Genomic DNA, 25,912 nt, shown 5'->3' with positions numbered 1-25,912 from the left:
TCCGCCTTCTCGCTCGACCCCTATGTCTCGGTGCTGATCACAGTGCCGCTGATGACCGCGATCGGCGCGGTGGTCTACATCTTCCTGATCCGGCCGATGGTCGGGCACCAGTTCCTGATGGTGGTGCAGTTGACGCTGGGCCTCAGCCTGGTGCTGCAGAACGGCATCCTGATGATTTTTGGCGGCGAGCCGGCACGGACGCCCTCGGCGGTGGAGTCGAAACTGGTCATTCTCGGCGACGTGGTCCTGCGCGTGCCGCATATCATCGCCTTTGTCGTCTCCTTTGCACTGGCCATCGGCCTTTACATCATGCTGCGCTCGACCGATTTCGGCCGCTCGATCCGGGCCGTGCACCAGAACGCTCACGCCGCATCGCTGATGGGCATCAATGTCGGCCGCGTCCAGGTGCTGACCTTCGCGCTCGGCATCGGCATTCTCGCGCTCGCCGCCGCCCTGCTGCTGCCGGGCACGCCAATACAGCCGACCCAGGGCCTGCGCTACACCGTGATCACCCTGCTCGTCGTGGTGCTCGGCGGCATGACCAACTTCGTCGGCATCATGCTCGGCGGCCTGATCATCGGCATCGCCGAGGCTTTTGGCACCATCTACCTCGACGGCCCGCTCGGACTCCTGATGCCCTACATCATCTTCGTCGCGATCATGCTGTTCCGGCCGCAAGGCCTGACCTGGAGCGCTTCGCGATGAGGGAGGAATTCTACAACACGCTGCGGTCGCCGATCTGGTGGGGCGCGCTGGCGCTCGCCGCGCTGCTGCCGTTGGTCCTGCCGAGCTATTACCTCCACATCCTGACGCTGGCGCTGGTCTATGTCGCGCTGGCCTCGTCGTGGAATATTGTTGGCGGCATGGCCGGGCAGATTTCGCTGGCGCACAGCCTGTTCATCGGCACCGGTGCGATGCTGTCCAGCGCGCTGCTGCTCAAGCTCGGCATCAACATGTGGCTGGGACTGCTGATCTCCGCGGCAATCGCCGGCATGCTCGGCGCGGTGATCGCCTGGATCGATTTCCGCTTCCAGCTCGGCCATCTCTCCTTCGTGCTGATCACTTTGGCCTTCGCGGAAATGGGCAGCATCGTCGTCGATGGTTGGGATTTCCTCGGCGGCGCCTCCGGGCTACTGCTGCCCAAGGACACCGGCAACTTCTGGGCGTTCCAGTTCGGCGGCGGGCAAGGGGCGTTCTGGGTGATGCTGGCGCTGGCGGCGATCTGCGTGCTGGTCAGCGTCGCGATCCTCAATGCGCCGCTCGGCTATTACCTGCGCACCATCCGCGACAACGAGAAGGCGGCGCAGGCGATCGGCGTCGACATCCTGCGCTACAAGATCATCGCCATGGTGATCTCCGCCGTGCTCGCCTCGGTGGTCGGCACGGCCTACGTCCGCTACCTCACCTTTGCCGATCCCTATCTGCTGGTGTCGCCGGTGATCACCATCGAGATCGTGCTGTTTGCCACCGTCGGCGGGCTCGGCCGCGCCTATGGCCCGGCGCTCGGCGCGCTGCTGCTGGTGCCGCTCGGCGAGATCCTGCGCGGCAAGCTCGGCACCACCCTGCCCGGCCTGCACTACTTCATCTACGGTATCGTGGTGATCGCAGTGATCCTGGTGACGCCGCAGGGATTGCTTCCGCTGGTCGAGCGGCTGTGGGCTAAGCGGCGATCGGCCTAAAAGCGCAGGGCGGGTTGGGCGAAGGCGTAACCCGCGCTACTGACTATCCGCCTGCGCACGGCACGATAGCTTCCAGTTGGCGGAAACCATTACCTTCGCTAATCTCCTATTGGAGCGGCGCCGGCCGCGCCCTTGGCTTGGGGGATTTGTAATGATCTACCTTCTTGCATTGTTGATGGGCGTGGTCGCCGGCCTGCGGGCGATGATGCCGGCGGCAGCGGTGAGCTGGGCCGGTTATCTTGGCGTGCTCAAGCTCGACGGAACCTGGCTGTGGTTTCTCGGCTCGATCTGGGCCGTCGTCATCTTCACCGTTCTTGCTATCGGCGAACTCGTCACCGACCAGCTGCCGGCGACCCCGAGCCGCAAAGTGCCGATGCAGTTCGGCGCCCGTGTCTTCATGGGCGCGATTGCGGGCATCGCCCTTGCCGGAACGGCCAACTGGCTGTTCGGCGCGCTGGCCGGCATCGTCGGTGCAGTGATCGGGACCTTCGGCGGCGCCGAGCTGCGCAGCAAGCTGGCTGCGAACTTCGGCAAGGACCAGCCGGCCGCCTTCATCGAGGACGCCATTGCCATTATCGGCGCGGCCCTGATCGTGCTCGCGCTGAAATGACCCGCTCCTTCGATGCCATCATCGTCGGTGCCGGACAGGCCGGCCCGTCGCTGGCCGGCCGGTTGACCGCGGCCGGCATGTCGGTTGCCATTGTCGAGCGACATTTGTTCGGTGGCACCTGCGTCAACACCGGCTGCAAGCCGACCAAGACACTGGTCGCCAGCGCCTATGCTGCCCACCTCGCGCGCCGCGGCGCCGATTACGGCGTGATGATCGATGCGCCGGTGCGCATCGACATGCCGCGCGTCAAGGCGCGCGCCGACAAGGTGACGCTGGATTCACGCCAAGGCGTCGAGAGCTGGCTGCGCGGCATGACCAACTGCACAGTGTTCGATGGCCATGCCCGCTTCGAATCCGCCAATACGATTCGCGTCGGCGACGAACTGCTGACGGCTCCCAGGATATTTCTCAATGTCGGCGGGCGCGCCGTGGTGCCGGAAATGCCAGGCATCCACGACATCTCATATCTCACCAATACCGGCATCCTACAGCTCGACCGCGTGCCAAGGCATCTGGTGGTGATCGGCGGCAGCTATATCGGGCTCGAATTCGCGCAGATGTATCGCCGCTTCGGCGCCGAGGTGACGGTGGTGGAGAAAGGCGCGCATCTGGTATCGCGCGAGGACGTGGAAATTTCCGAGGCGATCCGCGAAATCCTGCTAGCCGAGGGGATTCATGTTCGCACCGATGCCGAATGCATTACCTTCCGGCCGCATCCCGACGGCATCGGCGTTGGCGTCGATTGCACCGAAGGCGATCCGGAGATCATCGGCAGCGACGTGTTGCTGGCGGTGGGCCGCCGCCCCAATACCGACGATCTTGGGCTGGACAGAGCCGGCGTGGCGATGGACGCGCGCGGCTACATCAAGGTCGATGACGGCCTCGAGACCAATGTGCCCGGCATCTTCGCTCTGGGCGACTGCAACGGCCGCGGCGCCTTTACCCACACCGCCTATAACGACTACGAGATTATCGCCGCCAACCTGCTCGATGGCGCCGCGCGCAAGGTCAGCGATCGCATTCAAGGCTATGCGCTGTATATCGACCCACCGCTCGGCCGTGTCGGGATGACGCTGGCGCAGGCGCGGGCGCGGGCGACCGGCAAGAAGCTGCTGGTTGGCACGCGGCCGATGACCCATGTCGGCCGCGCCGTCGAAAAAGGCGAGACGCTGGGCCTGATGCAGGTCGTCGTCGATGCCGAGACCAAAAAGATTCTAGGCGCTGCGATTCTGGGCACCTCGGGCGACGAGGCGATCCATGGCATTCTCGACATCATGAATGTCGGTGCAGATTACACCCAGCTACAGTGGGCAGTGCCTATTCACCCCACGGTATCGGAACTGATCCCGACGCTGCTCAATGAGATGAAGCCGGACGGTTCGTAGCCCGGACGCGTGTCGGGCGGCTCTCGCACCGGACCGTTTTCAGAATTTCTTGACGATCATCAGCGTCAGCAAAATCGTGCCGCACGAGGCCATCACGACGGCCATGTTCAGCAGATTGCGCGCCGCGATCGCGACCGCGGAGGTCGGATAGACCGCGTCGGAGACTTTTGCCTTCTTGCGCGGTACGGATCGTTTCTTGGCTGCCATGATAATCCCAAAGAGGTGGGCCAGACCGCGCTGCGGCCTGACCCCGACGCCTTCCCTGCCGGAGTTTGTCTCCGATCATGACGCGACCATCGCATGAACCGCAGGTGAATTGCTTAACCGGCGTGGTGAATCGAATCTCACCGGATTCGATGGTTTATGAATTTCCTCGCTCAGACCGTCCGGCCACCGTCCACCGGCAGGATTACGCCGGTAAGGAACTCGGACTCTTCGCCGGCGAGATAGACGCAGGCATTGGCGATGTCGGACGGCCGCGACATCCGGCCGAGCGGAATCGTCGCGATGAACCTCGCGCGGTTTTCCGCCGTGTCCGGCACGCCCATGAAGGATTCCAGCAGCCCGGTCTCGCCCATCACAGGCGCGATGCAGTTGACGCGAATGCCGTCGGGGGCCAGTTCCACGGCCAGCGATTTCGACATCAGGTTCACCGCGCCCTTGGTGGCGTTGTACCAGGTCAGGCCCGGCCGCGGCCGAACGCCGGCAGTCGAGCCGATATTGATGATGCGGCCGCTCTTCTGCAGCCGCATCACCGGCACGCAGGCATTGGTCATCAGGAAGATCGACTTGACGTTGATGGCAAAGGTCTTGTCGAATTCTTCCTCGGTCACCTCGAGCAGCGGCTTGTTGCGATGCGTCCAGCCGGCATTGTTGACCACGATGTCGAGCTTGCCGAATTTTTCGACGGCGAGCCTGACGCTGGCATCGACATCGGCCTTGTTCGTGACGTCGCCACCCAGTGCAATGGCGCCGGCCCCGATTTCATCGGCGACCTGCTTTGCGCCGTCAGCATTGCGGTCGAGGATCACGACCTTGGCGCCCTCGCGAACAAAAGCCTGTGCGATCCCGGCGCCGAAGCCCGAAGCGCCGCCGGTGACGATGGCGGATAATCCCTGCAGTCGCATGTCTCTCTCCCTGATCGCGCTTCGAACGAGCGCGTAATGTGGAGAGGTTAGACGTTGACGATGCGATTGAGAAGACGGTCAACGTTCGTCATTGCGAGGAGCCTTCGCGATCGCTTCGCTCCGCGAAATTCGCCTCCGGCGATTTTCGCGGCCTCGCAATGACGGCCGAGAGGACGAGCTTACACGTAGCGGCGCACGTTGACCTCTTCGAGATCCAGTCCCTGCTCGATCTCGTGCAGCACGGAATCGTGGATCTGGCCGCTGCGGTGCAGCCGCAGCAGTTCGGCGCGGCCGGCGGCGTTCGCGGCGAGCACGGCGCTGTAGTGATCGACGCGGTGCGGCGCCAGCGTTTCGGATTCTTCGGAGAACCGCTTGGCCGCGTTGACGCGGTAGCTGTACTGCTCCATCAGCCGCGGGTGGCGATGCGTGCCGTCCGGATTGAGCGATTCCTTTTCCAGCGCCGCGAGCTGGGCCGCGGCGACCAGCGCGCGGGTCTCTGCCTCCGTCAGATGCGACGCGTTCAAGACCGAAAATTCGCCCTTCACCAGCAGCCGCACCAGCGGCGCAAGCGTCGTGCCCTGCACCAGCACAGTCACCAGGATCACCGCGAAGGTCACCGCAAGGATGAAGTCGCGGCCGGGAAAGTGCTCCGGCAGCGATAGCGCGATGGCGAGGCTGACCACGCCGCGCAATCCGGCCCAGCTCATGATGAAGGGCACCGCCAGCGGCGGATAGGGATCCTTGGCGCGCAGCGACGGTAGCAGCAGCCGCGGCAAATAGGTGCCCGGAAAGATCCAGACAAAGCGCGCCGCGATCACCGCGGCCACGATCGCCGCGGTCGCCGGCAGCAGTTCCACGAGCGCATCGGCACCGCCGAGACGGCTCAGGATGCCGCGCAGCGACAGCCCGATCAGGATGAACACCAGCGATTCTAGCGCGAACACCACGACGCCCCACACCGACAGCGCGCGGGTTCGCGTGGCGGCGTTGATGACCTCGTGCTGCTTCCAGCCCAGGATCATGCCGCAGGCCACCGTTGATAGCACGCCTGAGACGCCGAGCTTTTCCGCCGCGATGTAGGCGATCCACGCGTTGAGGAAAGTCCAGATGATGATCAGGTCGGTGTCGCGCATGCGCTTGACGACAAAGATCGTGAATGCGGCGAAGGCCACTCCGGCCGCGACGCCGCCGATGGCCAGCCAGGCGAAGGTCAGCGTCGCTTCCCCAAGGCTGAAGCTGCCGGTCAGCGCCGCGGCGACCGCAAAGCGAAACAGCACCAGGCCGGACGCATCGTTGACCAGGCTTTCGCCCTCCAGCAGCATGATGACCCGCTGGGGCAGCGGCAGCTTCGACAGCACCGCCTTGGCCGCCACCGAATCCGGCGGCGAGACGATAGCGCCAAGCGCAAAACAGGCCGCCCATGGCAGCGACGGCATCACCCAATGCGTGACAACGCCGACCACCAGCGTGGTGAAGAACACCGCGCCGACGGCGAGTTGCAGGATGATGCGGATATCGGCGCGAAAATCCCGCCACGAGGTGAACCACGCGCTCGACATCAACAACGGCGGCAGGAACAGCACCAGCACCAGGTCGGGATCGACCTCAAGGTCGGGGGTGCCTGGGATCAGCGCGAAACCGATGCCGCCGAGGATCAGCGCCGCCGCGCGCGGCAATTGCAGCCGCCGTGCGATCAGGTCGAGCACGACGATGACGGCCATCAGGAGCAGGATGAGTTCGAAGCGGGCTACGGCGGTCATGCTGGCCTACGGGATGCGAGAACAATAGCGGTTTCTCGCAAATGCCGGGCGGGCTGTACAGACGGGGCTGCACCCGCGCTATGGCTTCTTTTCCTCCCGCCCTGCGGCGCGGGAGGCGATTAGCGCCTTCGCATACAAAGAGCGGCCAACTGGCCGCACTTACCAACAATCTGCATCATTTTCGCGAAGGCGCGCTATTCTGCGCTACTGACCAGCCGGATTTTCGGCACCGTGCGGTCGGTCAGGTCGCGATAGGCCGCCATGTAGTCGAGCGCCATGCGACGCGCGGTGAAGCGTTCCTCGAAGCGAGCGCGGATGGCGCCGCGATCCATACCGACGAGCCGCCCCACTGCCGCAGCGGCGCTGATCTCATCTTCTACAATAAAACCGGTGACGGCCTCATCGATGATCTCCGGGACCGACCCCCTGTTGTAGGCGATGACCGGCGTGCCGCAGGCCATCGATTCGATCATCACCAGTCCGAACGGCTCGGGCCAGTCGATCGGCAGCAGCAGCCCGAACGCGCCGGACAGGAATTGCGGCTTCTCGTGGTCGCCGATCTCGCCGATATACTCGACCAACGGATGGGCCATCAGCGGCTTGATGACCTCGTCGTAATAGTCCTGATCGGCGCGATCGATCTTCGCTGCGATCTTCAGCGGCATGCCGCAGCGGATCGCGATCTTGATGGCGCGATCGACGCCCTTCTCCGGCGCGATCCGGCCGAGCACGGCGAGATAGCTTGGTGCGATCGACTGCGGCGTCAGCAGCTTCTCGGGGATGCCGTGATAGATCGTGCGCACGAAGTTCGCCTGGGGCACCGGGCGCCGCTGCGCGTTCGAGATCGAGATCACCGGGGCTTTGCTGAAGGTGGTGAATACCGGTTGGTGTTCGGGCAGATCGAGTCGCCCGTGCAGCGTGGTGAGAAACGGCGTCGGCTGCCGTGCAAACAGCGAGAATGGGTAGTAGTCGAGATGGAAATGCAGGAAGTCGAATTCCTCATCGTCGCATTTCTGTCGCACGCGCTCCAGCATTTCCATGTGAAGGGCATTGGGATCGCGGACCGAGCCATCGAGGCGCAGCGCCTTCGGCCATCCCGCGTCAAGCTTGGCCGATGTCTGCGAATCTCCGCTTGCAAACAGCGTGACGTCATTTCCCAGAGCCACCAGCTCTTCGGTCAACCAGTGCACGACCCGTTCGGTGCCACCATAGAGTTTGGGCGGTACGGCTTCCGTGAGCGGAGCAACCTGCGCGATGCGCATCCTGACTTCTCCTGTTGTTGGCGTGATCGAACACGCTTTTGCGTCTGCCGGCACCGGCATGCCGAATTGGGAACGTTCTCGCATGTGCGAGGTTCCTAACTGACGTGCGCACTTCGTCCACACTGTGGTCTTGCTGATGCCATCACATCCGTTCAACTTTCGTGCACTGCACTTGCTGCCGAATTGTTGCGCAGTGATGACGAGAACGTGGGAATATTGCGATGGCACACTCTGCAACCAGCAACGACCACGCGACGCAGCAGGATTCTGGTTCTCCTTCAACGGGTTTTGAGCATCACATGGACAGTCTTTCCGGATACGCACAGCGCCCCTTTGCCTTTGTGATGCGCTATATCAAGCAGCGCTCTGCATCGCATCTCGTCATCCTGCTTTCTGTACTTGCAGCCGTCGCCTGTTCGGTAGGCACGCAATACGGCATCAAATATCTAGTCGATGGACTGTCGGCAGGGCCGAATGGCAGCGGCGGCGGGGTCTGGATGGCTTTTATTTTTCTGGTGTCGCTTATTTCGGCGGACATGTTTCTGTGGCGCGTCGCTAGTTGGACCGCCAGCTTCACCTTCGTCGGGGTAACGGGCGACCTGCGGCGCGATATCTTCCGGCATCTGACTGGCCACGCGCCAAGTTATTTCACGGATCGGCTGCCGGGCATGCTGACCAGCCGCATTACCGCCACATCCAATGCCGTGTTCACGGTCGAGAATATGTTCGTCTGGAATGTGTTGCCGCCCTGCGTCGCCACCATTGCTGCGATTGCGCTGATTGGCACCGTCAGCGTGCCGATGGCCGCCGGTCTCGCGGTGGTCGCCGGCACCGTCGTTGTCGTCATGTTCAAGATGGCTGCGGCGGGCAAGGACCTGCATGACGATTTCGCCGACAAGGCTGCGGCCGTCGATGGCGAGATGGTCGATGTCATCAATAACATGCCGCTGGTCCGCGCTTTCTGTGGACTGGGTTTCGAGCATGCCCGCTTCGATGCCACCGTCGATCGCGAGTTGAACGCGCGCGGCCGCAGCCTGCGCTATCTGGAGCGGCTGCGCCTCACCCATGCCGCCATCACCGTCGTACTCACCATTGCGCTGCTCGCCTGGGCGATCCGACTGTGGCAGAGCGGCGGCGCCTCGACCGGCGATGTGGTGCTGGTATGCACGCTCGGCCTCTCCATCCTTCATGCGACGCGCGATCTGGCCGTCGCCCTGGTCGATGTGACGCAGCATGTGGCCCGCTTGTCGGAAGCTCTTGCGACCTTGCTGGTGCCGCACGAACTCAGCGATCACCCGGAAGCCGAGCCGCTCGTGAAATCCGGCGCGGCCATCGCCTTCAATGATATTTCATTCAACTATCCCGGTGGCCTGCCGGTGTTCGACAAGTTCAGCCTTCGGCTGCATGCCGGCCAGCGCGTCGGGCTGGTCGGCCAGTCCGGCGGCGGCAAGTCGAGCTTGTTCGTGCTGTTGCAGCGGTTCTACGACGTGCAGAAAGGCAGCATTGCGATTGACGGCCAGGATATTTCACGGGTGACCCAGCTCAGCCTGCGTCAGGCAATCTCGGTAGTGCCTCAGGATATCTCGCTGTTCCACCGTTCGATCATGGAAAACATCCGCTACGGCCGGCCCGGCGCCAGCGATGAGGACGTGATGCGCGCGGCGATTTCGGCGCGCTGCGACTTCGTCGAGACGCTGCCGGAGGGCCTGCACACCCAGGTCGGCGACCGCGGCGTAAAACTGTCCGGCGGCCAGCGCCAGCGCATCGCCATTGCCCGCGCCTTTCTCAAGGATGCGCCGATCCTGTTGCTCGACGAAGCCACCGCCGCGCTCGACAGCGAGTCCGAGGAAGCCATCCGCGAGGCGTTGCAGCGCCTGATGCGCGGCCGTACCGTGATTGCCATCGCACATCGCCTGGCCACGCTACGCAACTTTGACCGCGTCATTATGCTGCAGGGCGGCAAGATCATCGAGGACGGCAAGCCCGACAGCCTGATGCAGGGAACCGGGCCGTATCGCGAACTCGTGACCCGGGAAATGAGCCGTCTCGCCCAGCACGCGGCGTGACCGTCTAAGCTCACCAACTGAGTCGTTTCGGAGCGTCTCTCCACGCCCATCAACCGGCCGAGGTCGATCATGCCCATCGAAGCCGCTGCCAAGCTCATTCCGATCGACGCCGCCGATGCCGTGGTGGAGTCGCCGTTCTACATTCCGATGACCGGACCAGCCGCGCGACCGCGCCGTGCGCTTAAGCATGATGACACCTTTGTCGTGCTCGACAGCCACGGCGATATCGGCGCCTCCGCCGGCGGACCGGATGGCCTGTTCAATGCCGATACGCGCTATCTAGCGCGGCTCGAACTATCGCTCGAAGGCCTGCAGCCGCTGCTGCTCGGCTCGAACCTGCGCGACGACAATTCCTCGCTCACCGTCGATCTCACCAATCCCGACATCTACCGCGACGGTCGCCTGGTACTGCAGAAGGACATGCTGCACATCGTGCGCACCTTCTTCCTGTGGCGCGGCACCGCCTATCAGCGCATCGGCGTGCAGAACCATGGCGAGCATCCCGCCAGTTTCGACCTGGCGCTGACGTTCGACAACGACTTCGCAGATCTGTTCGAGGTGCGCGGCTCGCAGCGCACGCGGCGCGGCGTCGCCACCAGCCGACTGCTCGGCCCCTGCGACGTCGCACTGGAATATACCGGCCTCGACGAACAGGCGCGCAGCACCATGCTGCACCTCGACCCCAAGCCGACGCGGCTGGCGGCGAATACCGCGACCTATCATTTCGAACTGGCACCGCAGCAGACGACCTCGCTGTTCGTCACGGCCAGTTGTAACGCCGCGGTCGGTCACAGGCCCGTGCCGTTCTTCCGCGGGTTGCTCGCGCATCGCCGCGAGATGCGGAATTCCACCAGGGGCGCGACCTCGATCGAGACCTCGAACGACATTTTCAACGAGGTGCTGTGCCAGGCCATGGCCGACCTCAACATGTTGATGACCGAGACCCCGCAGGGCCGCTATCCCTATGCGGGTATTCCTTGGTATTCCACCACGTTCGGCCGCGACGGCCTGATTACCGCATTGCAGATGCTGTGGATCGATCCGCGCGTCGCTCGCGGCGTGCTGAAGCGGCTGGCCGCGTTCCAGGCCAAATCCGTCGATCCGCTCAACGATGCCGAGCCAGGCAAGATTCTCCATGAGATGCGCGGTGGCGAGATGGCGGCGCTGCGCGAGGTGCCGTTCGCGCAATATTACGGCAGCGTCGATTCGACGCCGTTGTTCGTGCTGCTCGCCGGCCGCTACGTGGAGCGCACCGGCGACGACGAGACGTTGCGTGAGCTGTGGCCGGCGATCGAGGCCGCCCTCGCCTGGATCGATGGTCCCGGCGATCCTGACCAGGATGGCTTCGTCGAGTACCAGCGCGCCACCGACCAGGGCCTGCAGAACCAGGGCTGGAAGGATTCGTACGACGCGATCTTCCACGCCGACGGCCAGCTCGCCGAAGGCAACATCGCGCTGGCCGAGGTTCAGGGCTACGTCTACGCCGCCAAGCAACTGGCTTCCAAGCTGGCGCTGCGCATGGGGCTGATGGATAAAGCGCGGCAGCTTGAGACGGAAGCCCAGACGCTATCGGAAAAGTTCGAGGAAGCGTTCTGGTGCGAGGAGCTCGGCACCTACGCGCTGGCGCTCGATGGTGAGAAGATGCCCTGCGAGGTCCGCAGCTCCAATGCCGGACAGTTGCTGTTCACCGGCATCGTCCGCGAAGATCGCGCGCGGCTCGTCGCCACCGACCTGATGCGGCCGCATTTCTTTACCGGATGGGGCATCCGCACCATCGCGCGCGGCGAAGCCCGCTACAATCCGATGTCGTATCATGACGGATCGATCTGGCCGCACGACAACGCGCTGATCGCGCTTGGCCTGTCGCGCTACGGGCTCAAGCATTCGGTGGAAGCCGTGTTCAAGGGACTGTTCGACACCGCCGCCTATATGGACTTGCGGCGGCTGCCGGAATTGTTCTGCGGCTTCCAGCGCGAGAAGCGCCGCGGCCCGACGCTGTATCCGGTCGCCTGCGCGCCGCAGGCCTGGGCCAGTGCCACACCGTTCACGCTGCTCGAGGCGGCACTCGGCATCGAGTTCGATGCCGCCGGTGGCGAGATCCGGTTCCGTAATCCGCGACTGCCAGCATTTCTGCACGAGGTGATCTTGCGCGATCTGCAGCTCGGGAGTTCCAGCATCGACCTGCGCCTATGCAAGCACAACGACGACGTTTCGCTGGAAGTGCTGCGCACCCGCGGCAAGATCCAGGTCTCCATCGTGCTGACGCATTGACGCGTTGTCGCCGGCCCGTTCACGCCGAACCGAGATTTGAGGAAGGCTGCATGCACGCAACCCGTCTGAAGCTATCCCTGTTGCTCGCTTGTGCGATGTTTTCGGCTGCACCATCGTGGTCCGCCGACGCTCCTATTTCGCCGCAAGCTGCACCGGCGCAACAGGAAACTCCGACGCCTCCTACTACCGAAGTCGCTCCGCCCGCGCCTACCCTTGCGCCCGCACCGCCGGCATCCGTCAGCAAGCCGCCCTCCGTCACCGTGATCGAGGCGGTCGACGCGCACGGCATTCTCGGACGTGACGTGCGCAGCCCGGCCGCCGAGAACATGGGCCGGATCTCCGACGTCATCGTCGATCGCGCCGGCCAGGTGCGCGCCGCGGTGATCGATTTCGGCGGCTTCCTCGGCGTCGGCAGCCGCAAGATCGTGGTCGAATGGGCCGCGCTGCATTTCTGGAACGTGGCCGACAAGAGCGCCAGCATTACGCTGGAACTGACCCGCGAACAGGTCCGCGCCGCGCCCGAATACAAGGACGACGCGCCGATCGTCGTGCTCGGGGCGTCCGGCCTGCTGCATCCGCTGCGGTTTCAACCCCTGACGATGCAGGAGAGATAGGTTGCCCACTCAAGCAACCATACGCCCTCCTGACCGCGCGTCTCACGACCACGAGGTGCCGAAAGTGGCCGGCGCCCCCGGCATCGCGCCGGAGCACGATTCCGGCGAGCCGCGCCGGGCGCCGCTGCCATCGCGGCAAAGCCTGCGCGGGCTGGACTGGTTCATCTTCTTCCTCGCCGACGTCCAGACCGGCTTCGGCCCGTTCATCGCGGTCTATTTGACCACGCAAAAATGGACCCAGGTCGAGATCGGCTTCGTGCTCTCGATCGGCGGCGTCATCGCCTTGATCGGCCAGATCCCCGGCGGCGCCATCGTCGATGCCGTGCGCTCGACCAAGCTGGTGGCCGCCGCCGCGATTGCCGTCATCGGTGGCTGCGCCCTGGGCTATGCCGCGTTTCCTGTTTTCCCCATCGTCGTCACCGCCGCGACGCTCCATGCCATGGCCAGTTGCGTGCTCGGACCGGCGATCGCCGCGATCAGCCTGGGTCTGGTTGGTCCCTTGAAGATCAGCGAGCGGCTCGGCCGCAACGCCCGCTTCGCCTCATTGGGCAACGGCGTCGCCGCCGCGGTGATGGGCACCTGCGGCTATTATCTGTCGAGTCGCTCGGTGTTCGTGGTCACCTTTCTGCTGGCGCTGCCGACGCTGTATGCGCTGTCGCGGATTCGCGCCCACGAGATCGATGCCGCACAGGCCCATGGCGCCGTGGTGGACCCGACCACGACCGACCTCAAGGCCATCCGCTTTCGCGACCTGATCCGTCAGAGGCCGCTGCTGATTTTCGCCGGCGCGGTGCTGTTGTTGCAGCTCGCCAACGCTGCAATGTTGCCGCTGATGGCCGGCGTCGTTACCACTCGTTCCGCCGATTGGGCGCCGGTGCTGATCGCGTTCTGTATCGTGGTGCCGCAGGTCATCGTAGCCGCGACGTCGCCGACCGTCGGCCGCAGGGCACAGCAATTCGGACGCCGGCCGCTGCTGATGCTCGGCTTCGCTGCGCTGACGATTCGCGGCCTGCTGTTCGCGACGGTGACCGACCCCTACGCGCTGGTCGCGGTGCAGGCGTTCGACGGCGTCACCGCCGCGGTGTTTAGCGTCATGATCCCGCTGATCGTCGCCGACGTCGCCTTCGGCAGCGGCCGCTTCAGCCTGGCGCAGGGAATTGTCGGCACCGCCACCGGCATCGGCGCGGCGCTGAGCACCGTACTGGCCGGGTTCGTCGCCGATCGTTTCGGCGCGCCGGTGGCTTTCGTCGGCCTGGCCGGCGTCGCTGCGCTCGGCCTGTTGATGATCTGGACCATTATGCCGGAAACCCGGCGCAACGGCGAAGCCCCCGCCTGATCAATACGCTCCCAGCGCCACCGGCCGGAATACCTGCAACAACGGCTGATCGAGCTTATCGCCCATCTGCTCCATGATCTCGAAGGCCTTGGCGTGGGTAAACGGCATCCGGTAGGAGCGCCGCTCTACCAGAGCGGCGTGGATGTCGACGATGGTCATCAGCCGCACGATGTCGCTGATCTGGTCGCCCTTCAGGCCATCGGGGTAGCCGGTGCCGTCGAGGAATTCGTGATGGTGCAGCACCACGTCGAGCATCTCGCGTGGAAAGCTGCCCTGCGCCACCAGCGCCTCGAAGCCTTGCCGGGGATGCTTGCGCATCTCGATGGTTTCTTCGTCGGTCAACTTGCCCGGCTTGTCGAGAATGGCGATCGGCGTGAAGGCCTTGCCGACATCGTGCAGCAGCGCGGCGCGGGTCAATCGGCGCTGGTCCTCGTCGCGCATGCCGAGATGCTGCGCAAAGGCGACGGCAAAGCCGGTGACGAATAGGCAGTGCCGATAGCTGTGCGTATGGTGACGACCTACCGTGGCCAGCCATTCGCGCAGCGAGGTGCGCTTGATCGCCCTCAGGATGGCGTTCTCGGCCTGCATCACGTCGATGAAGGACAGCGGCACGCCGGCCGGCAACCCTTCGAAAATCTTGACCATCACCCCATGGGCCGCTTCGATTCCACGGTTCAGTGCCTTGCCGTTGGCGGAGAAATCTTCGTCATGCGGATTGGGAAACGCGGCGCGAACCCGCTGCAACACGCCATTGGGATCGAACGGCCGTGCGATGGTATCGGTGGCGCCGAGCGCCCAGGCCTGCATCGAGCCGTGGTGCAGCGCATCGGCCAGCACGAATAGTCGCGGCATCGATTCATAGGCCTTGGCGCGCAGCTTGTTGCGGACGCGCTGGACGCTTTCCGAAGAGCGCAGATTGATATCCACGATGATGCCGGACAGGTCACCGGCCGGGACTTCCGGAATGTCCGACGTCAATATCTGCTCGACGTCACCGACCCTCTGCAGGATCTGGGCGAGTTCGCTGCTGTGATCGCTGCGGTCCGATGCCAGAAGCAGTCGGCGTCGCGCCGGCGATTGTTGGACTGAAGCGCTCATGTACCCTCGAACTGATGCGGCAAGCAGGCCGCTGGCGCGGCATTGATACCTTGGAACTGGGTTCCCGAAGCTTAAAGGGTATTGTTAATAACTCATGATCTAGCCGATAGCGGTTCCCGCGCTGGCAACGCAGCTATTGCGGAGTTACCGGTGCGCGGCAGACTTGATTCAATGTATGTTGGGTCGATTCATCATCCGGAAACAATTGGCCATGACCAAGATTGTCCTCATCCTGACCCTGGCGACCGGAATTGTCGCCATCTCCCCGGCCTGCGCGCAACAACTGCCGCCGTGGTCCAACGCGCCGTTCACGGCGACCCTTTCGAACAATACGCCTTTAGCGTTCGGGATGCGAGCCGGCGATGCGGCCCGCGCGCTTGGAACGCCGCTCGACTATGTCAGCGGCCGCCACGGTAACGAGATCTATCTCGCCATCCGCGACATCGGCGGTAGCGGCTTCTTCGATCGTCGCGACCGGCTCTATCTACAGTTTCGCGCGGGACGCCTAACCGGCTGGAAGGGCGACTGGGGCCACAACTGGATGTGGCAATAGCGGCTTTGTGTCTTGCCGCTTTGCGCGTGACCTGCAAACAGACAACCCGTCGCAACAAGCAATGGATCTCCCGTGGGACAAGACGTTACGCTGACCGCCTCCGACAAGTTTGAGCTCGGCGCCTATCGCACCACGCCCACCGGCACGCCCAGGGGCACGCCCAGGGGCGCGGTGGTCGTGATTCAGGAAATCTTTGGCGTCAACCACCACATCCGCACGGTGTGCGACCGCTTCGCCGTGCAGGGCTACGTCGCCATAGCGCCCGCGATCTTCGACCGCATCGAGCGCAATTTCCAGTCAGGCTATTCGGAAGAAGAAGTGGCGATCGCACGCAAATTCGTCGCCAAGCCGGACTGGCCGGCGATGCTGCGCGATACCCAGGCGGCGATCGATGCGGTGCAGGACTTCGGTCCGGTCGGCATCATCGGCTTCTGCCTCGGCGGCAGCGTAGCCTATGCCGCCGCGACCAAGCTGACCGGCCTCAGTGCGGCGGTCGGTTACTACGGCGGCGCCATCGTCCGCTTCGCCGACGACAAGCCGACGGTGCCGACCCAGCTGCATTTCGGCGAGCGCGACCACGGCATTCCGCTCAGCGACGTCGAGATCATTCGCGCCAAGCGGCCGGAAGTGGAGGTGTTCGTCTATGACGGCGCACAGCACGGCTTCGGTTGCGACGAACGCGCCAGCTACGACAAGGCCAGCGCCGAGCTGGCGAGGCAACGCAGCCTCGCCTTCTTGGCCAAGCATCTGGCGGCCTGAGCGCGGGACTATTCGCCCCGGACGCCGGCGGTCTTGGCCACCGTCGCCCAACGCGCAAAATCGCGCTGCAACGTCGCCTGGAAGGTTTCGGCGGTGCCGCCGACGGGAACCAGATTGACAGACTCCAGCCCCGCGGTTCCTTCCGGCGAGGTGATGATCCGCGACAGTTCGGCGGACAGCTTGGCGACGATGTCCTTGGGCGTCGCCGCCGGCACGAAGATGCCGACCCAGCCTTCCGCCTCGAAGCCGGGATAGCCGAGTTCCTTGAGCGTCGGCACATCCGGCAGCAACTTCTTGCGCGCCTCGCCGCCGACGGCGAGCGCCCTAACCTTTCCACCGCTCAGTTGCGGGCCCGCTGTGGTGAGATCGACGAAGGCCGCCGTGAGCTGATTGCCAAGCAGGTCATTCAGCAACGGCGCCGAACCGCGATACGGCACATGGGTCAGATCAATCCCGACGGTTTTCTTCAGAAGCTCTCCGTAGAGATGCGACGTCGTCGCGTTGCCGAACGACCCATAGGCATATTTGCCGGGATTGGCCTTGGCGAGATCGATCAGGTCCTTCAGCGATTTCATCGGCTGCGCATCGGGAATCGTCAGCACGATCGGCGACAGCCCGACCTGGGTGACCGGCGTGAGATCCTTGAAGACATCATAGGGCAAGCTTGAAACCAGGCTGGGCGCTTGGATGATCTGGGTGATCGCCACCAGCACGGTGTAGCCATCGGCCGGCGCCTTGGCGACGAAGTCGTTGCCGATCACTCCGCCCGCACCGGACTTGTTCTCGACGACGACGGCCTGCTTCCAGGCATCCTGCAGCTTGCTCGCCAGCAATCGCGCCGACACGTCGGTCGCTCCGCCGGCGGCGTAAGGCACAACGAAGGTGATGCGCTTCTCGGGATAGGCTGCCGCGGACTGCGCCAGCACGCCGGAAGACAGCGAGGTAGCCAACGCCATCGCGACCGCGGCCGTTACGACGCGCGCAGCTCTGACCGACGGATACCGCATCATTGTCGCCTCCCTAGATCGTTTAGTGCGCAGGGATGACCTGCGCCCGGCGAGTTTTCTCGCGTCGCGGTTTCTAACATGGCGCGGCAGGGATTCGATACGGCGCGCTGACAGACTCGGTGCATGCGCGGATACATCGCAGCCAATCGTGCCGCAGAGGTGCAATTCCGTCGAGCGGGAGATTGAAGCAATGCCGGCAGATGGCCCCGCGTGACAAAGCAGCGAGGGCCTAGAACCAGCGCTCGCTGATCAGGACGGTATCGCCTGGGCTGATCAGCGTGCCCAGCGGCACCACCGAGCGGAAGACGCCATCCGGCGCGGGATGGGTCAGCGTGACTTCATCGCGCTTGGCGCGGGGCGAGAAGCCGCCGGCAATCGCCACCGCACTCTCGACGGTCATGTTCGGCACGTAGGGATACTGGCCGGGAGCGGCGACCTCGCCGAGAATGAAGAACGGCCGGTAGGCTTCGATCTCGACGGCGACGGAAGGTTCGCGAATGAAGCCGTTGCGCAGCCGGCCGCTGATGCTGGCGGCGAGCGCCGAGGGTGTCAGGCCGCGCGCCGGCACCGCGCCGATCAGCGGCATGGTGATGCTGCCGCCGGCATCGATGGCGTAGGAATTGGTGAGACCTTCCTGGCCGTAAACGACGACGCGCAGCCGGTCGCCGGCGTCGAGGCGATACTGCGCATCATAGGTCGAAACCGGCGCCACGTAGCGAACCGGTACCGCATAGCCACGGCGGGACGAGGCCAAGCCTGAACCGGAAACAATGACCGCGGGGGGCTCATAGGCCGGCTGACCATAGGCCAGGGTATCGAGATCGCTGCGCGGCTGGACCATCGCGACAGGCGCCCGCCGCTGCATGCAACCCGACAGGGCCAGCGCCGCAAGCGTAGCTATCAACGACAATCGGAACGCGCGCACTGACAACACCGGACTCATCCCTCACAAGGAGACAGCCTCGGTTTTGCCCGCTTATGGTTAACATTCCGTTTTCGCCGCACCGCAGGGCATGAAAAAGCCCGCCTCCGTAGCGGAGGCGGGCGCGCAGTTCAGTAGTTTCCGGCGCGTGATCAGGCGCTGACGGCGACGCCGATTGGGCACGACACGCCGGTGCCGCCGAGACCGCAATAGCCGGCCGGGTTCTTGGCCAGATACTGCTGGTGATAATCCTCGGCAAAATAGAAATTGCCGGCCGGCGCGATCTCGGTAGTGATGGTGCCGACGCCCTTGGCCGACAGCGCCTTCTGGTACGCCGCCTTCGACGCTTCGACGGCCTTCATCTGCGCATCGCCAAATGTGTAGATCGCCGAGCGATACTGCGTGCCGACATCGTTGCCCTGGCGCATGCCCTGGGTCGGGTTATGGCTTTCCCAGAAAACTTTCAGCAGGTGCTCGTAGGAAATCTTCTTGGGGTCGAATACCACCAGTACCGCTTCGGTATGGCCGGTGCGGCCCGAACAGGCCTCTTCATAGGTCGGGTTCGGGGTGTGACCGCCGGCGTAACCGACCGCGGTGGTGTAGATGCCATCGCCGAGTTCCCAGAACTTGCGCTCCGCCCCCCAGAAGCAGCCGAGCGCGAACACCGCCTGCTCGAGGCCTTCTGGATAGGGCGGCTGGATCGGATGGCCATTGACGAAATGGCGCGATGCGGTCGGGATCGGCGTATCACGGCCCGGCAGCGCTTCGTCGGCGGTGGGCAATGCAGTGGTCTTGCGCATGAACAACATGGATCATCTCCCGGCGCGTCGTCGAACGAAGTGAAATCCGGTTCGCTGGACCAACGCGCATAGTGGACGGCCGGCAGCGCCAGCGGCAAAACCGGATTCACCTTTGCCTGCGGGCGCCGAACTCAACGACAATATAGGTATCTACGAACAAAACGGCAGATCTGTTACGCGCAGGCTTGCCGCAGGGAAACCGCCGCCAGGCCGCCTGATCAGTGGCGCGAATAGCCGATCAGCGGCTTGCTCGGCCGGAACAGCAGCATCAGAAAGATACCCAGCGCGCCCATGACGGCCCACGCCGGCTGGTTGAGAACGACCTTTACGACGCTGTTCCATAGAAATGGCGAGGCACGCTCGACCATGGCCTGGAACGCCTGCTGACTGGTCTGGTGGATGTCGTTCCAAAACTGGTCCAGCCTGGTAAGGCGCAGCGCCTGGTCGGCGATCGACCGCGCCCCGTCATAGACCAGGAAAATGAACCCACCGGCCAGCAGCAGCAGCCCCACCAGACGGAAAAACCCGCGGATCATACCTTAACCTCGCTATCGATCTGGCCCGGCAATACCCGGATGGCGAAAGAAATTCAACCTCGCCAGCAACTTACGACGTATTCGAATGAGAAAGAACCATCATTTGGGGCGCGATCGGCGCGCCCCGCGGGGGCGCCCAGAGCTCGGCTGTACCTCCCGGAAGTGCATCGATAGGACAACGCCCAGGCGCCCCGGAAAGCGTTGACGGTGTAATCCCGGCGCTCTATAAGGAGCGCCAATGGCGGTGGGCGCAATCCTGCCGCCGCTGTTCTTTGAGCGGCGTGCCTTGTGAGTTTTCGCTCCGGGGATGGCATTTTCAGGAACACCCCGGAAACAGATCAACGCTGGCTGCGATATCGCGGCGAGCGTCAATCAGCCCGGCGCCCATTACGGGTCGCTGCTGAAGGATAACGAGATATGGCCAACACTACTTCCGCCAAGAAGGCGACGCGCAAGATTGCCCGCCGCACCATCGTCAACAAGTCGCGCCGCACCCAGATGCGCGGTTCGATCCGCATCGTCGAAGAAGCCATCAAGAGCGGCGACCGCGAAGCGGCGCTGCAGGCGATGAAGAAGGCGGAGCCCGAACTGATGAAGGCCGCGCAGCGCAACATCGTTCACAAGAATCTGGCGAGCCGCAAGGTGTCGCGCCTCGTGCATCAGATCGCGAAGCTCGACAAGGTCGCCGCTCAGTAAGCGACCGTCGAAATCAATTTCGAAACAGCCCGGCTAACGCCGGGCTTTTTTGTGCGCGCAATCGCCCGACAGATTTTGATGGTGTGGAACATTTTGCTTTCGCGAGCAGCATTGTGCGCTAAGCGACGGAACAAGTTGCATGACGCGCAATCGAGAATCACAACGAAGAAAGCGTCAACCCGCATTCTTCGTCACCCGCGCTCGATTCGAAAATAGCAACAGCCTTGCGCCACCATGCAGAGTCCCGTGTCCAGAGTTACCCTGACTCAACGCACAGGAAAAAACGCGTTCGGCTAATCACTTATCGGCATAGTGAGGCCAAGCACTTTGAAAATGCATTGTCGCCGCCTGCAATCGTAAACGAATTATGAATTATTTTTTTGCCGCCGCCGGATTTGCAATCGCACCGTCACACTTCGATTCAGTGCGTTGATTCAAAACCTTGTCGCTCTGCCGCACAAATCGCCGTGATCTCTGGCGTCTGCAAATGCGGTTTCTACGCGGCACTGAAAAAATCATTCCGTTGCGAGAACGAAAACTCGGTGTATTTCTTTAATCGTTCGCGGCGCCCACGGTTCTTCAGATCAGTGCGATTTAGGAACCAGGGTGGACGTGCAGATCAGCGGCGGTATGCAGGTTAGCGACGCTTTCCAAGCTTTGACGGGATTGCAGCCCATAGCAATATGGGAACGGTTGTTCTGTGTCGAAATTCTCAGGAGGGCGCCTGGTTCGGGCGCCTTACAAAAAGAGAAGCGGCACGGACCGGAGCAAGTCCCGGCAGGCCGAGGGCGATGGGAATAAATGGGCAGACGCGGGCAAGACGACACGGAATGCAACGCCAGGCGGCTTCGGCCGCTGTGACGTTGCGGACTGAATTTGGAACACTTTTGAGATGACAGCTTGCTGCGGGCGACCGTGGCGAGTGGGGGAGGCTTTATGCTCAAGACAACCACCACGACATTTCATCACACACCATCTTTGGCGGCCGCCGATGTGACGGCGCGCACGCCGTCGCGGCCACCCGCCCGTGCTCCCGATCGGCCGTCGAGTACGCGCTGACCTCGCGAAAACTTTCTTCCAGCAGCATCGACCACCGCGCGGCGTTTCGCCGAAGGCCGGGTTGTGTCTGGAAGCAAAGCTTTCGCCCGAGGTCGCGCCGCGCACACGCAATCGCGCGGACATGCATTCGGCAAAGTTAGGCCACACCTCAGTTCAATCGGAAGAGTTAGAAGACAATGTCAAATATGGAACAGGATCGCTGGTCTCGCGTGAAGGGTCGGCTTCGGTCGAGCGTCGGCGAGGACGTCTATTCCAGCTGGTTCGCGCGGATGGATCTGGAGAGCGTGCAGGACGAAAGCGTCCACCTTTCAGTCCCGACCCGGTTCTTGAAGAGCTGGATCCAGGCGCATTATGCCGAGCGCGTGTTGACCTGCTGGCAGGCGGAGATGCCGGAAGTGCACCGCGTCGATGTCACCGTGCGCACCGCGATGCGCGTGGCAGCGCCTGCCAAGGAAGCCCCGGCGCCGGTCGAACCCCGCCGCAGCGAAGGCCGCGACGGTCGTCCTTCCTCCGAATTGCGCAACACGGCGATCGCTCCGGTCTCCGCCAGCCACGAAGCGCTCGGCGGTTCGCCGCTCGATCCGCGCCTCACCTTCGGCAGCTTTGTCGTCGGCCGTTCCAACACGCTGGCCCATGCCGCCGCGCGCCAGGTCGCCGAAGGTCGCCGCGGCGACAGTGTGATGTTCAACCCGCTCTACATCCATGCCGGCGTCGGCCTCGGCAAAACCCATCTGCTGCAGGCCGTGACCTGGGCCGGCAATTCCGGCGCCGAGCGCAAGGTGCTGTATCTCACCGCTGAGAAGTTCATGTACGGCTTCGTCGCCGCGCTGAAGACGCAGACGGCACTGGCCTTCAAGGAAGCGCTGCGCGGCATCGACGTGCTGGTGATCGACGACATGCAGTTCCTGCAGGGCAAGACCACCCAGGCCGAGTTCTGCCACACCCTGAATGCGCTGATCGACGCCGGCCGCCAGGTGGTGATCGCCGCCGACCGTCCGCCGTCGGACCTGGAAAGCCTCGACGAGCGGGTGCGCTCGCGCCTTGCCGGCGGCCTGGTGGTCGAAATGGGATCGCTCGGCGAAGAACTGCGCCTGGGCATCTTGAAGTCGCGCGTCGCAGCAGCCCGCGCGCATCACGCGACGTTCGACGTGCCGGCGCCGGTGCTCGACTATCTCGCCCGTACCATTACGCACAACGGCCGCGACCTCGAAGGTGCGATCAACCGCCTGCTCGCGCACAGCAAGCTCAACGCCACGCCGGTGACGCTGGAAATGGCCGAGCGCGAAGTACGCGACCTGATCCGCCCGATGGAGCCGAAGCGCATCAAGATCGAGGACATCCAGCGCGTCGTGGCCCGGCAGTACAATGTCAGTCGCTCCGACCTGTTGTCATCGCGCCGCACCGCCAATGTGGTGCGCCCGCGCCAGGTCGCGATGTATCTGGCCAAGACCCTGACGCTGCGCTCGCTGCCGGAGATCGGCCGCCGCTTCGGCGGACGCGACCACACCACCGTGCTGCACGCCGTCCGCAAGATCGAAGCGCTGGTCGGCAAGGATGTCGCGCTGCAGGACGAGGTGGAGTCGCTGAAGCGCCAGTTGCAGGAGTAGATAATCGCAGGCGGCAATGTCCCCTCCCCCCTTGCGGGGGAGGGTCAGGGAGAGGGGTGAGGCACGAACGACGGCACCCGCGGCTTCCCCTCTCCCGGCGCTACGCGCCACCCTCCCCCACCTAGCGAAGCTTCGCTTCGCCTGGGGGGGAGGGAAGCCACTCGCGACAGCGCGTACGTTGTCCCTGCCAAAACGTGGGGAACGCCGCCCCATCTCCCCTTGCACTTCGCCTGCAATCACGCCACCTTGCGGACCCCCGCGGGATTGAGCAAAATCCGTTTTGATCGAGCTTGCGGGCGTCAATCGCCGCGGCGCCCGTCCGGGTGGCCCGGAACCTCACCACACGACTTCGAACCGGATCGGGCGAGTTTGCAATGAAGGTCACCGTCGAACGCGCGCAACTGCTGAAGTCGCTGAGCCACGTGCACCGCGTGGTCGAGCGCCGCAACACGATTCCGATCCTCGGCAACGTGCTGATCCGCGCCGAAAACTCCAAGCTGGCGCTGAAGGCCACCGACCTCGATCTCGAAGTCACCGAAACCCTGGCCGCCGAAGTCGGCACCGCCGGCTCGACCACCGTGCCCGCGCACATGTTCTATGACATCGTGCGCAAGCTGCCGGACGGTTCGCAGATCGTGCTGGAGGCCGACGGCGACCGCTCGGTGCTGGCGATCAAGGCCGGCCGTTCGCGCTTCACGCTGCAGACGCTGCCGGAGAACGATTTCCCCGACCTCGCCGCCGGCGAGATGACGCATTCCTTCGTGCTACCGGCATCGGACGTAAAGCGCCTGATCGACCGCACCCAGTTCGCGATCTCCACCGAGGAGACCCGCTACTATCTCAACGGCATCTACTTGCATGCCGCCGGCACGGCGGCGGCGACCACGTTGCGCGCCGTCGCCACCGACGGTCATCGCCTGGCTCAGGTCGACCTCAAGCTGCCGAAGGGCGCCGACGGCATGCCCGGCGTGATCGTGCCGCGCAAGACGGTCGGCGAAGTGCAGCGCCTGATCGAGGACGCCGAAGCCGAGGTCGGGATCGAACTGTCGCAAGGCAAGATCCGCTTCACCCTCGGCAATGTCGTGCTGACCTCGAAACTGATCGACGGTACGTTCCCGGACTACGGCCGCGTGATTCCGCAGAACAACGACAAGGAACTGATCGTCGACAAGAAGGACTTTGAAGCCGCGGTCGATCGCGTCTCGACCATCTCCAGCGAACGCGGCCGCGCCGTGAAGCTGGCGCTGTCGGCCGGCAAGCTGATCCTGTCGGTGACCAATCCGGATTCGGGCAGCGCCACCGAAGAGCTCGAAGTCGAATACGCCTCCGACGCCCTCGATATCGGCTTCAACTCGCGCTATCTGCTCGACATCGCCGCCCAGATCGAAGGCGAAGTCGCGGTCTTGCGTCTCGCCGATCCCGGTTCGCCGACGCTCGTGCAGGACAAGGATTCAAAGGGCGCGTTGTACGTACTGATGCCGATGCGGGTGTGATCGGACGAATTCTTTCTTACTTCCCCTCTCCCCTTGTGGGAGAGGGTGGATCGAGCGCCCGAAGGGCGATCGAGGCGGGTGAGGGGTGCCACGACCTCCGATCCCAACAATACCCCTCAGCCGTCGCGGCCTCCGGCCGCGTCACCTTCTCCCACCTAGCGAAGCTTCGCTTCGCGCGGGGGAGAAGGAAGAGAGCGCGCCGTCGCGGACGTAAGTGAATGACCGCCTCCCGCATCCATCGCCTGACCCTCACCCACTTCCGCAACTATCGCGCGGCGTCGCTGCAGACCCGCGGCGACATGGTGGTGCTGGTCGGGCCGAACGGCGCCGGCAAGACCAACTGCCTTGAAGCGATCTCCTTCCTGTCGCCGGGCCGCGGCCTGCGCCGCGCCACCCTCGACGACGTCGCCGACATCCAGGGCGACGGCTCCTGGGCAGTATCCGCCGAGGTCGAGGGCGAAGTCGGCCTCGCCACCCTGGGCACCGGTATCGATCCGCCCGCCAATGAAGCCGCATCGAGCAGCCGGCGCTGCCGTATCGACCGCGAACCGGTCGGCTCTGCCGCGGCATTCGGCGATCACCTGCGCATGGTCTGGCTGACCCCCGCCATGGACCAGCTGTTCATGGGCGCGGCATCGGAGCGGCGGCGCTTCTTCGACCGGCTGGTGCTGGCGATCGACAAGGACCATTCCAGCCGCGTCTCCGCGCTCGACCGCAGCCTGCGCTCGCGCAACCGATTGCTGGAAGAGCGCAACTATGACGGCCACTGGCTCGATGCCATCGAGCGCGAGACCGCAGAACTCGCGGTGGCTGTCGCCGCGATGCGCAGCCAGACCGTGACGCGACTGGCGGCGATGCTGCGCGCGCGCTTCGAGACCTCGCCGTTTCCCTCCGCGCTGATCATGCTCGACGGCTGGATGGAGAATGCGCTGGTCGGCGAACCCGCTACATCGGTGGAAGACCGCTACCGCCAGATCCTGCGCGATGGCCGCCCGCGCGATGCCGCCGCCGGCCGCACCCTCGACGGTCCGCACCTCACCGACCTCCAGGTGATCTATGCGCCGAAGAACATGCCGGCGCGCGACGCCTCCACCGGCGAGCAGAAGGCGCTGCTGATCGGGCTCATCCTGGCGCACGCCACGCTGGTCGCCGAGATGACCGGTATCACGCCGCTCCTGCTGCTCGACGAAGTCGTGGCACATCTCGATCCCGACCGTCGCCGCGCATTGTTCGGCGAACTGTCAAAGCTCGGCGCCCAGGTCTGGATGACCG

The 25,912-nt window shown here is 64.1% G+C and carries 23 protein-coding genes; 14 read left to right on the top strand and 9 right to left on the bottom strand.

Annotated features, from left to right (window positions below):
- From JWR89_RS01860 to JWR89_RS01845, 4 genes are all read left to right on the top strand, one after another.
- The coding region (locus JWR89_RS01860) for a branched-chain amino acid ABC transporter permease (protein WP_299711067.1) at window positions 1-705 on the top strand (705 nt) is incomplete at its 5' end.
- Window positions 702-1,679, top strand: coding sequence for a branched-chain amino acid ABC transporter permease (locus tag JWR89_RS01855; RefSeq protein ID WP_299711065.1), 978 nt, complete (start codon window positions 702-704; stop codon window positions 1,677-1,679). The genes JWR89_RS01860 and JWR89_RS01855, both read left to right, overlap by 4 nt.
- A gap of 151 nt (window positions 1,680-1,830) precedes the next feature.
- On the top strand, window positions 1,831-2,289 hold the full coding sequence (locus JWR89_RS01850) for a DUF4126 family protein (protein ID WP_299711062.1): 459 nt from the start codon (window positions 1,831-1,833) through the stop codon (window positions 2,287-2,289).
- Complete coding sequence (locus tag JWR89_RS01845; protein ID WP_299711059.1) at window positions 2,286-3,674, top strand: FAD-containing oxidoreductase; 1,389 nt, start codon at window positions 2,286-2,288, stop codon at window positions 3,672-3,674. Before JWR89_RS01850 ends, JWR89_RS01845 begins: the two co-directional genes overlap by 4 nt.
- 39 nt (window positions 3,675-3,713) lie before the next feature.
- Here JWR89_RS01845 and JWR89_RS01840 read toward each other — a convergent pair whose 3' ends face one another.
- From JWR89_RS01840 to JWR89_RS01825, 4 genes are all read right to left on the bottom strand, one after another.
- Entirely contained in the window at window positions 3,714-3,881 is a 168-nt protein-coding gene (locus JWR89_RS01840) for a hypothetical protein (RefSeq protein ID WP_299711056.1), read from the bottom strand.
- Window positions 3,882-4,051: 170 nt separating this feature from the next.
- Complete coding sequence (locus JWR89_RS01835; RefSeq protein ID WP_299711053.1) at window positions 4,052-4,801, bottom strand: glucose 1-dehydrogenase; 750 nt, start codon at window positions 4,799-4,801, stop codon at window positions 4,052-4,054.
- A gap of 179 nt (window positions 4,802-4,980) precedes the next feature.
- Window positions 4,981-6,561, bottom strand: coding sequence for a Na+/H+ antiporter (locus JWR89_RS01830; RefSeq protein WP_299711051.1), 1,581 nt, complete (start codon window positions 6,559-6,561; stop codon window positions 4,981-4,983).
- A 194-nt stretch (window positions 6,562-6,755) separates the two neighbouring features.
- Window positions 6,756-7,823, bottom strand: a complete 1,068-nt coding sequence (locus tag JWR89_RS01825) for a glycosyltransferase family 4 protein (RefSeq protein WP_299711048.1) — start codon at window positions 7,821-7,823, stop codon at window positions 6,756-6,758.
- Between the two features lie 299 nt (window positions 7,824-8,122).
- On the opposite strand from JWR89_RS01825, the gene JWR89_RS01820 reads away from it, so the two are divergent.
- From JWR89_RS01820 to JWR89_RS01805, 4 genes are all read left to right on the top strand, one after another.
- Complete coding sequence (locus tag JWR89_RS01820) at window positions 8,123-9,889, top strand: ABC transporter ATP-binding protein (RefSeq protein ID WP_299711046.1); 1,767 nt, start codon at window positions 8,123-8,125, stop codon at window positions 9,887-9,889.
- Between the two features lie 69 nt (window positions 9,890-9,958).
- Window positions 9,959-12,160, top strand: a complete 2,202-nt coding sequence (locus JWR89_RS01815; protein ID WP_299711043.1) for an amylo-alpha-1,6-glucosidase — start codon at window positions 9,959-9,961, stop codon at window positions 12,158-12,160.
- Window positions 12,161-12,210: 50 nt separating this feature from the next.
- Window positions 12,211-12,774 (top strand): PRC-barrel domain-containing protein, encoded by a 564-nt coding sequence (locus tag JWR89_RS01810; protein ID WP_299711040.1) that lies wholly within the window; start codon window positions 12,211-12,213, stop codon window positions 12,772-12,774.
- An 82-nt stretch (window positions 12,775-12,856) separates the two neighbouring features.
- On the top strand, window positions 12,857-14,110 hold the full coding sequence (locus JWR89_RS01805; protein ID WP_299711069.1) for an MFS transporter: 1,254 nt from the start codon (window positions 12,857-12,859) through the stop codon (window positions 14,108-14,110).
- Here JWR89_RS01805 and JWR89_RS01800 read toward each other — a convergent pair whose 3' ends face one another.
- Window positions 14,111-15,208 carry an HD domain-containing phosphohydrolase gene (locus tag JWR89_RS01800; protein ID WP_299711037.1) on the bottom strand — a complete coding sequence of 366 codons (1,098 nt, stop codon included), beginning with the start codon at window positions 15,206-15,208 and terminating at the stop codon, window positions 14,111-14,113. It lies immediately after the preceding gene.
- A gap of 211 nt (window positions 15,209-15,419) precedes the next feature.
- On the opposite strand from JWR89_RS01800, the gene JWR89_RS01795 reads away from it, so the two are divergent.
- Both JWR89_RS01795 and JWR89_RS01790 read left to right on the top strand, forming a co-directional pair.
- Window positions 15,420-15,761: a hypothetical protein gene (locus JWR89_RS01795; protein WP_299711034.1), complete on the top strand. Its 342-nt coding sequence runs from the start codon at window positions 15,420-15,422 to the stop codon at window positions 15,759-15,761.
- Between the two features lie 72 nt (window positions 15,762-15,833).
- Window positions 15,834-16,520 (top strand): dienelactone hydrolase family protein, encoded by a 687-nt coding sequence (locus tag JWR89_RS01790; RefSeq protein WP_299711031.1) that lies wholly within the window; start codon window positions 15,834-15,836, stop codon window positions 16,518-16,520.
- A gap of 8 nt (window positions 16,521-16,528) precedes the next feature.
- Here the strand turns inward: JWR89_RS01790 and JWR89_RS01785 are convergent, their stop codons facing one another.
- From JWR89_RS01785 to JWR89_RS01770, 4 genes are all read right to left on the bottom strand, one after another.
- Window positions 16,529-17,530: a tripartite tricarboxylate transporter substrate binding protein gene (locus JWR89_RS01785; protein WP_299711028.1), complete on the bottom strand. Its 1,002-nt coding sequence runs from the start codon at window positions 17,528-17,530 to the stop codon at window positions 16,529-16,531.
- Window positions 17,531-17,756: 226 nt separating this feature from the next.
- Window positions 17,757-18,470 carry a polysaccharide biosynthesis/export family protein gene (locus JWR89_RS01780; protein WP_299711025.1) on the bottom strand — a complete coding sequence of 238 codons (714 nt, stop codon included), beginning with the start codon at window positions 18,468-18,470 and terminating at the stop codon, window positions 17,757-17,759.
- Window positions 18,471-18,601: 131 nt separating this feature from the next.
- Window positions 18,602-19,258 carry a peptide-methionine (S)-S-oxide reductase MsrA gene (gene msrA, locus JWR89_RS01775; RefSeq protein ID WP_299711022.1) on the bottom strand — a complete coding sequence of 219 codons (657 nt, stop codon included), beginning with the start codon at window positions 19,256-19,258 and terminating at the stop codon, window positions 18,602-18,604.
- Between the two features lie 209 nt (window positions 19,259-19,467).
- Window positions 19,468-19,785: a hypothetical protein gene (locus JWR89_RS01770; RefSeq protein ID WP_299711019.1), complete on the bottom strand. Its 318-nt coding sequence runs from the start codon at window positions 19,783-19,785 to the stop codon at window positions 19,468-19,470.
- 417 nt (window positions 19,786-20,202) lie between these two features.
- Between JWR89_RS01770 and rpsT the strand changes: the two genes are divergently transcribed.
- The 4 genes from rpsT to recF all read left to right on the top strand — a co-directional run.
- On the top strand, window positions 20,203-20,481 hold the full coding sequence (gene rpsT, locus JWR89_RS01765) for a 30S ribosomal protein S20 (RefSeq protein WP_299711017.1): 279 nt from the start codon (window positions 20,203-20,205) through the stop codon (window positions 20,479-20,481).
- 1,235 nt (window positions 20,482-21,716) lie between these two features.
- A complete protein-coding gene (gene dnaA, locus JWR89_RS01760) occupies window positions 21,717-23,147 on the top strand; it encodes a chromosomal replication initiator protein DnaA (RefSeq protein WP_299711014.1) in 1,431 nt (476 codons plus the stop codon).
- A 374-nt stretch (window positions 23,148-23,521) separates the two neighbouring features.
- Window positions 23,522-24,640 carry a DNA polymerase III subunit beta gene (gene dnaN, locus JWR89_RS01755; protein WP_299711010.1) on the top strand — a complete coding sequence of 373 codons (1,119 nt, stop codon included), beginning with the start codon at window positions 23,522-23,524 and terminating at the stop codon, window positions 24,638-24,640.
- Window positions 24,641-24,858: 218 nt separating this feature from the next.
- Window positions 24,859-25,912, top strand: a 1,054-nt coding sequence (recF, locus tag JWR89_RS01750) for a DNA replication/repair protein RecF (RefSeq protein WP_299711007.1), incomplete at its 3' end; no start/stop codon positions are given.

Source organism: Tardiphaga sp. (genome assembly GCF_028290785.1).
GTDB lineage: Bacteria > Pseudomonadota > Alphaproteobacteria > Rhizobiales > Xanthobacteraceae > Tardiphaga.
Note: the sequence above shows the minus strand (reverse complement) of the source record. Positions and strands in the feature narration are given on the sequence as shown.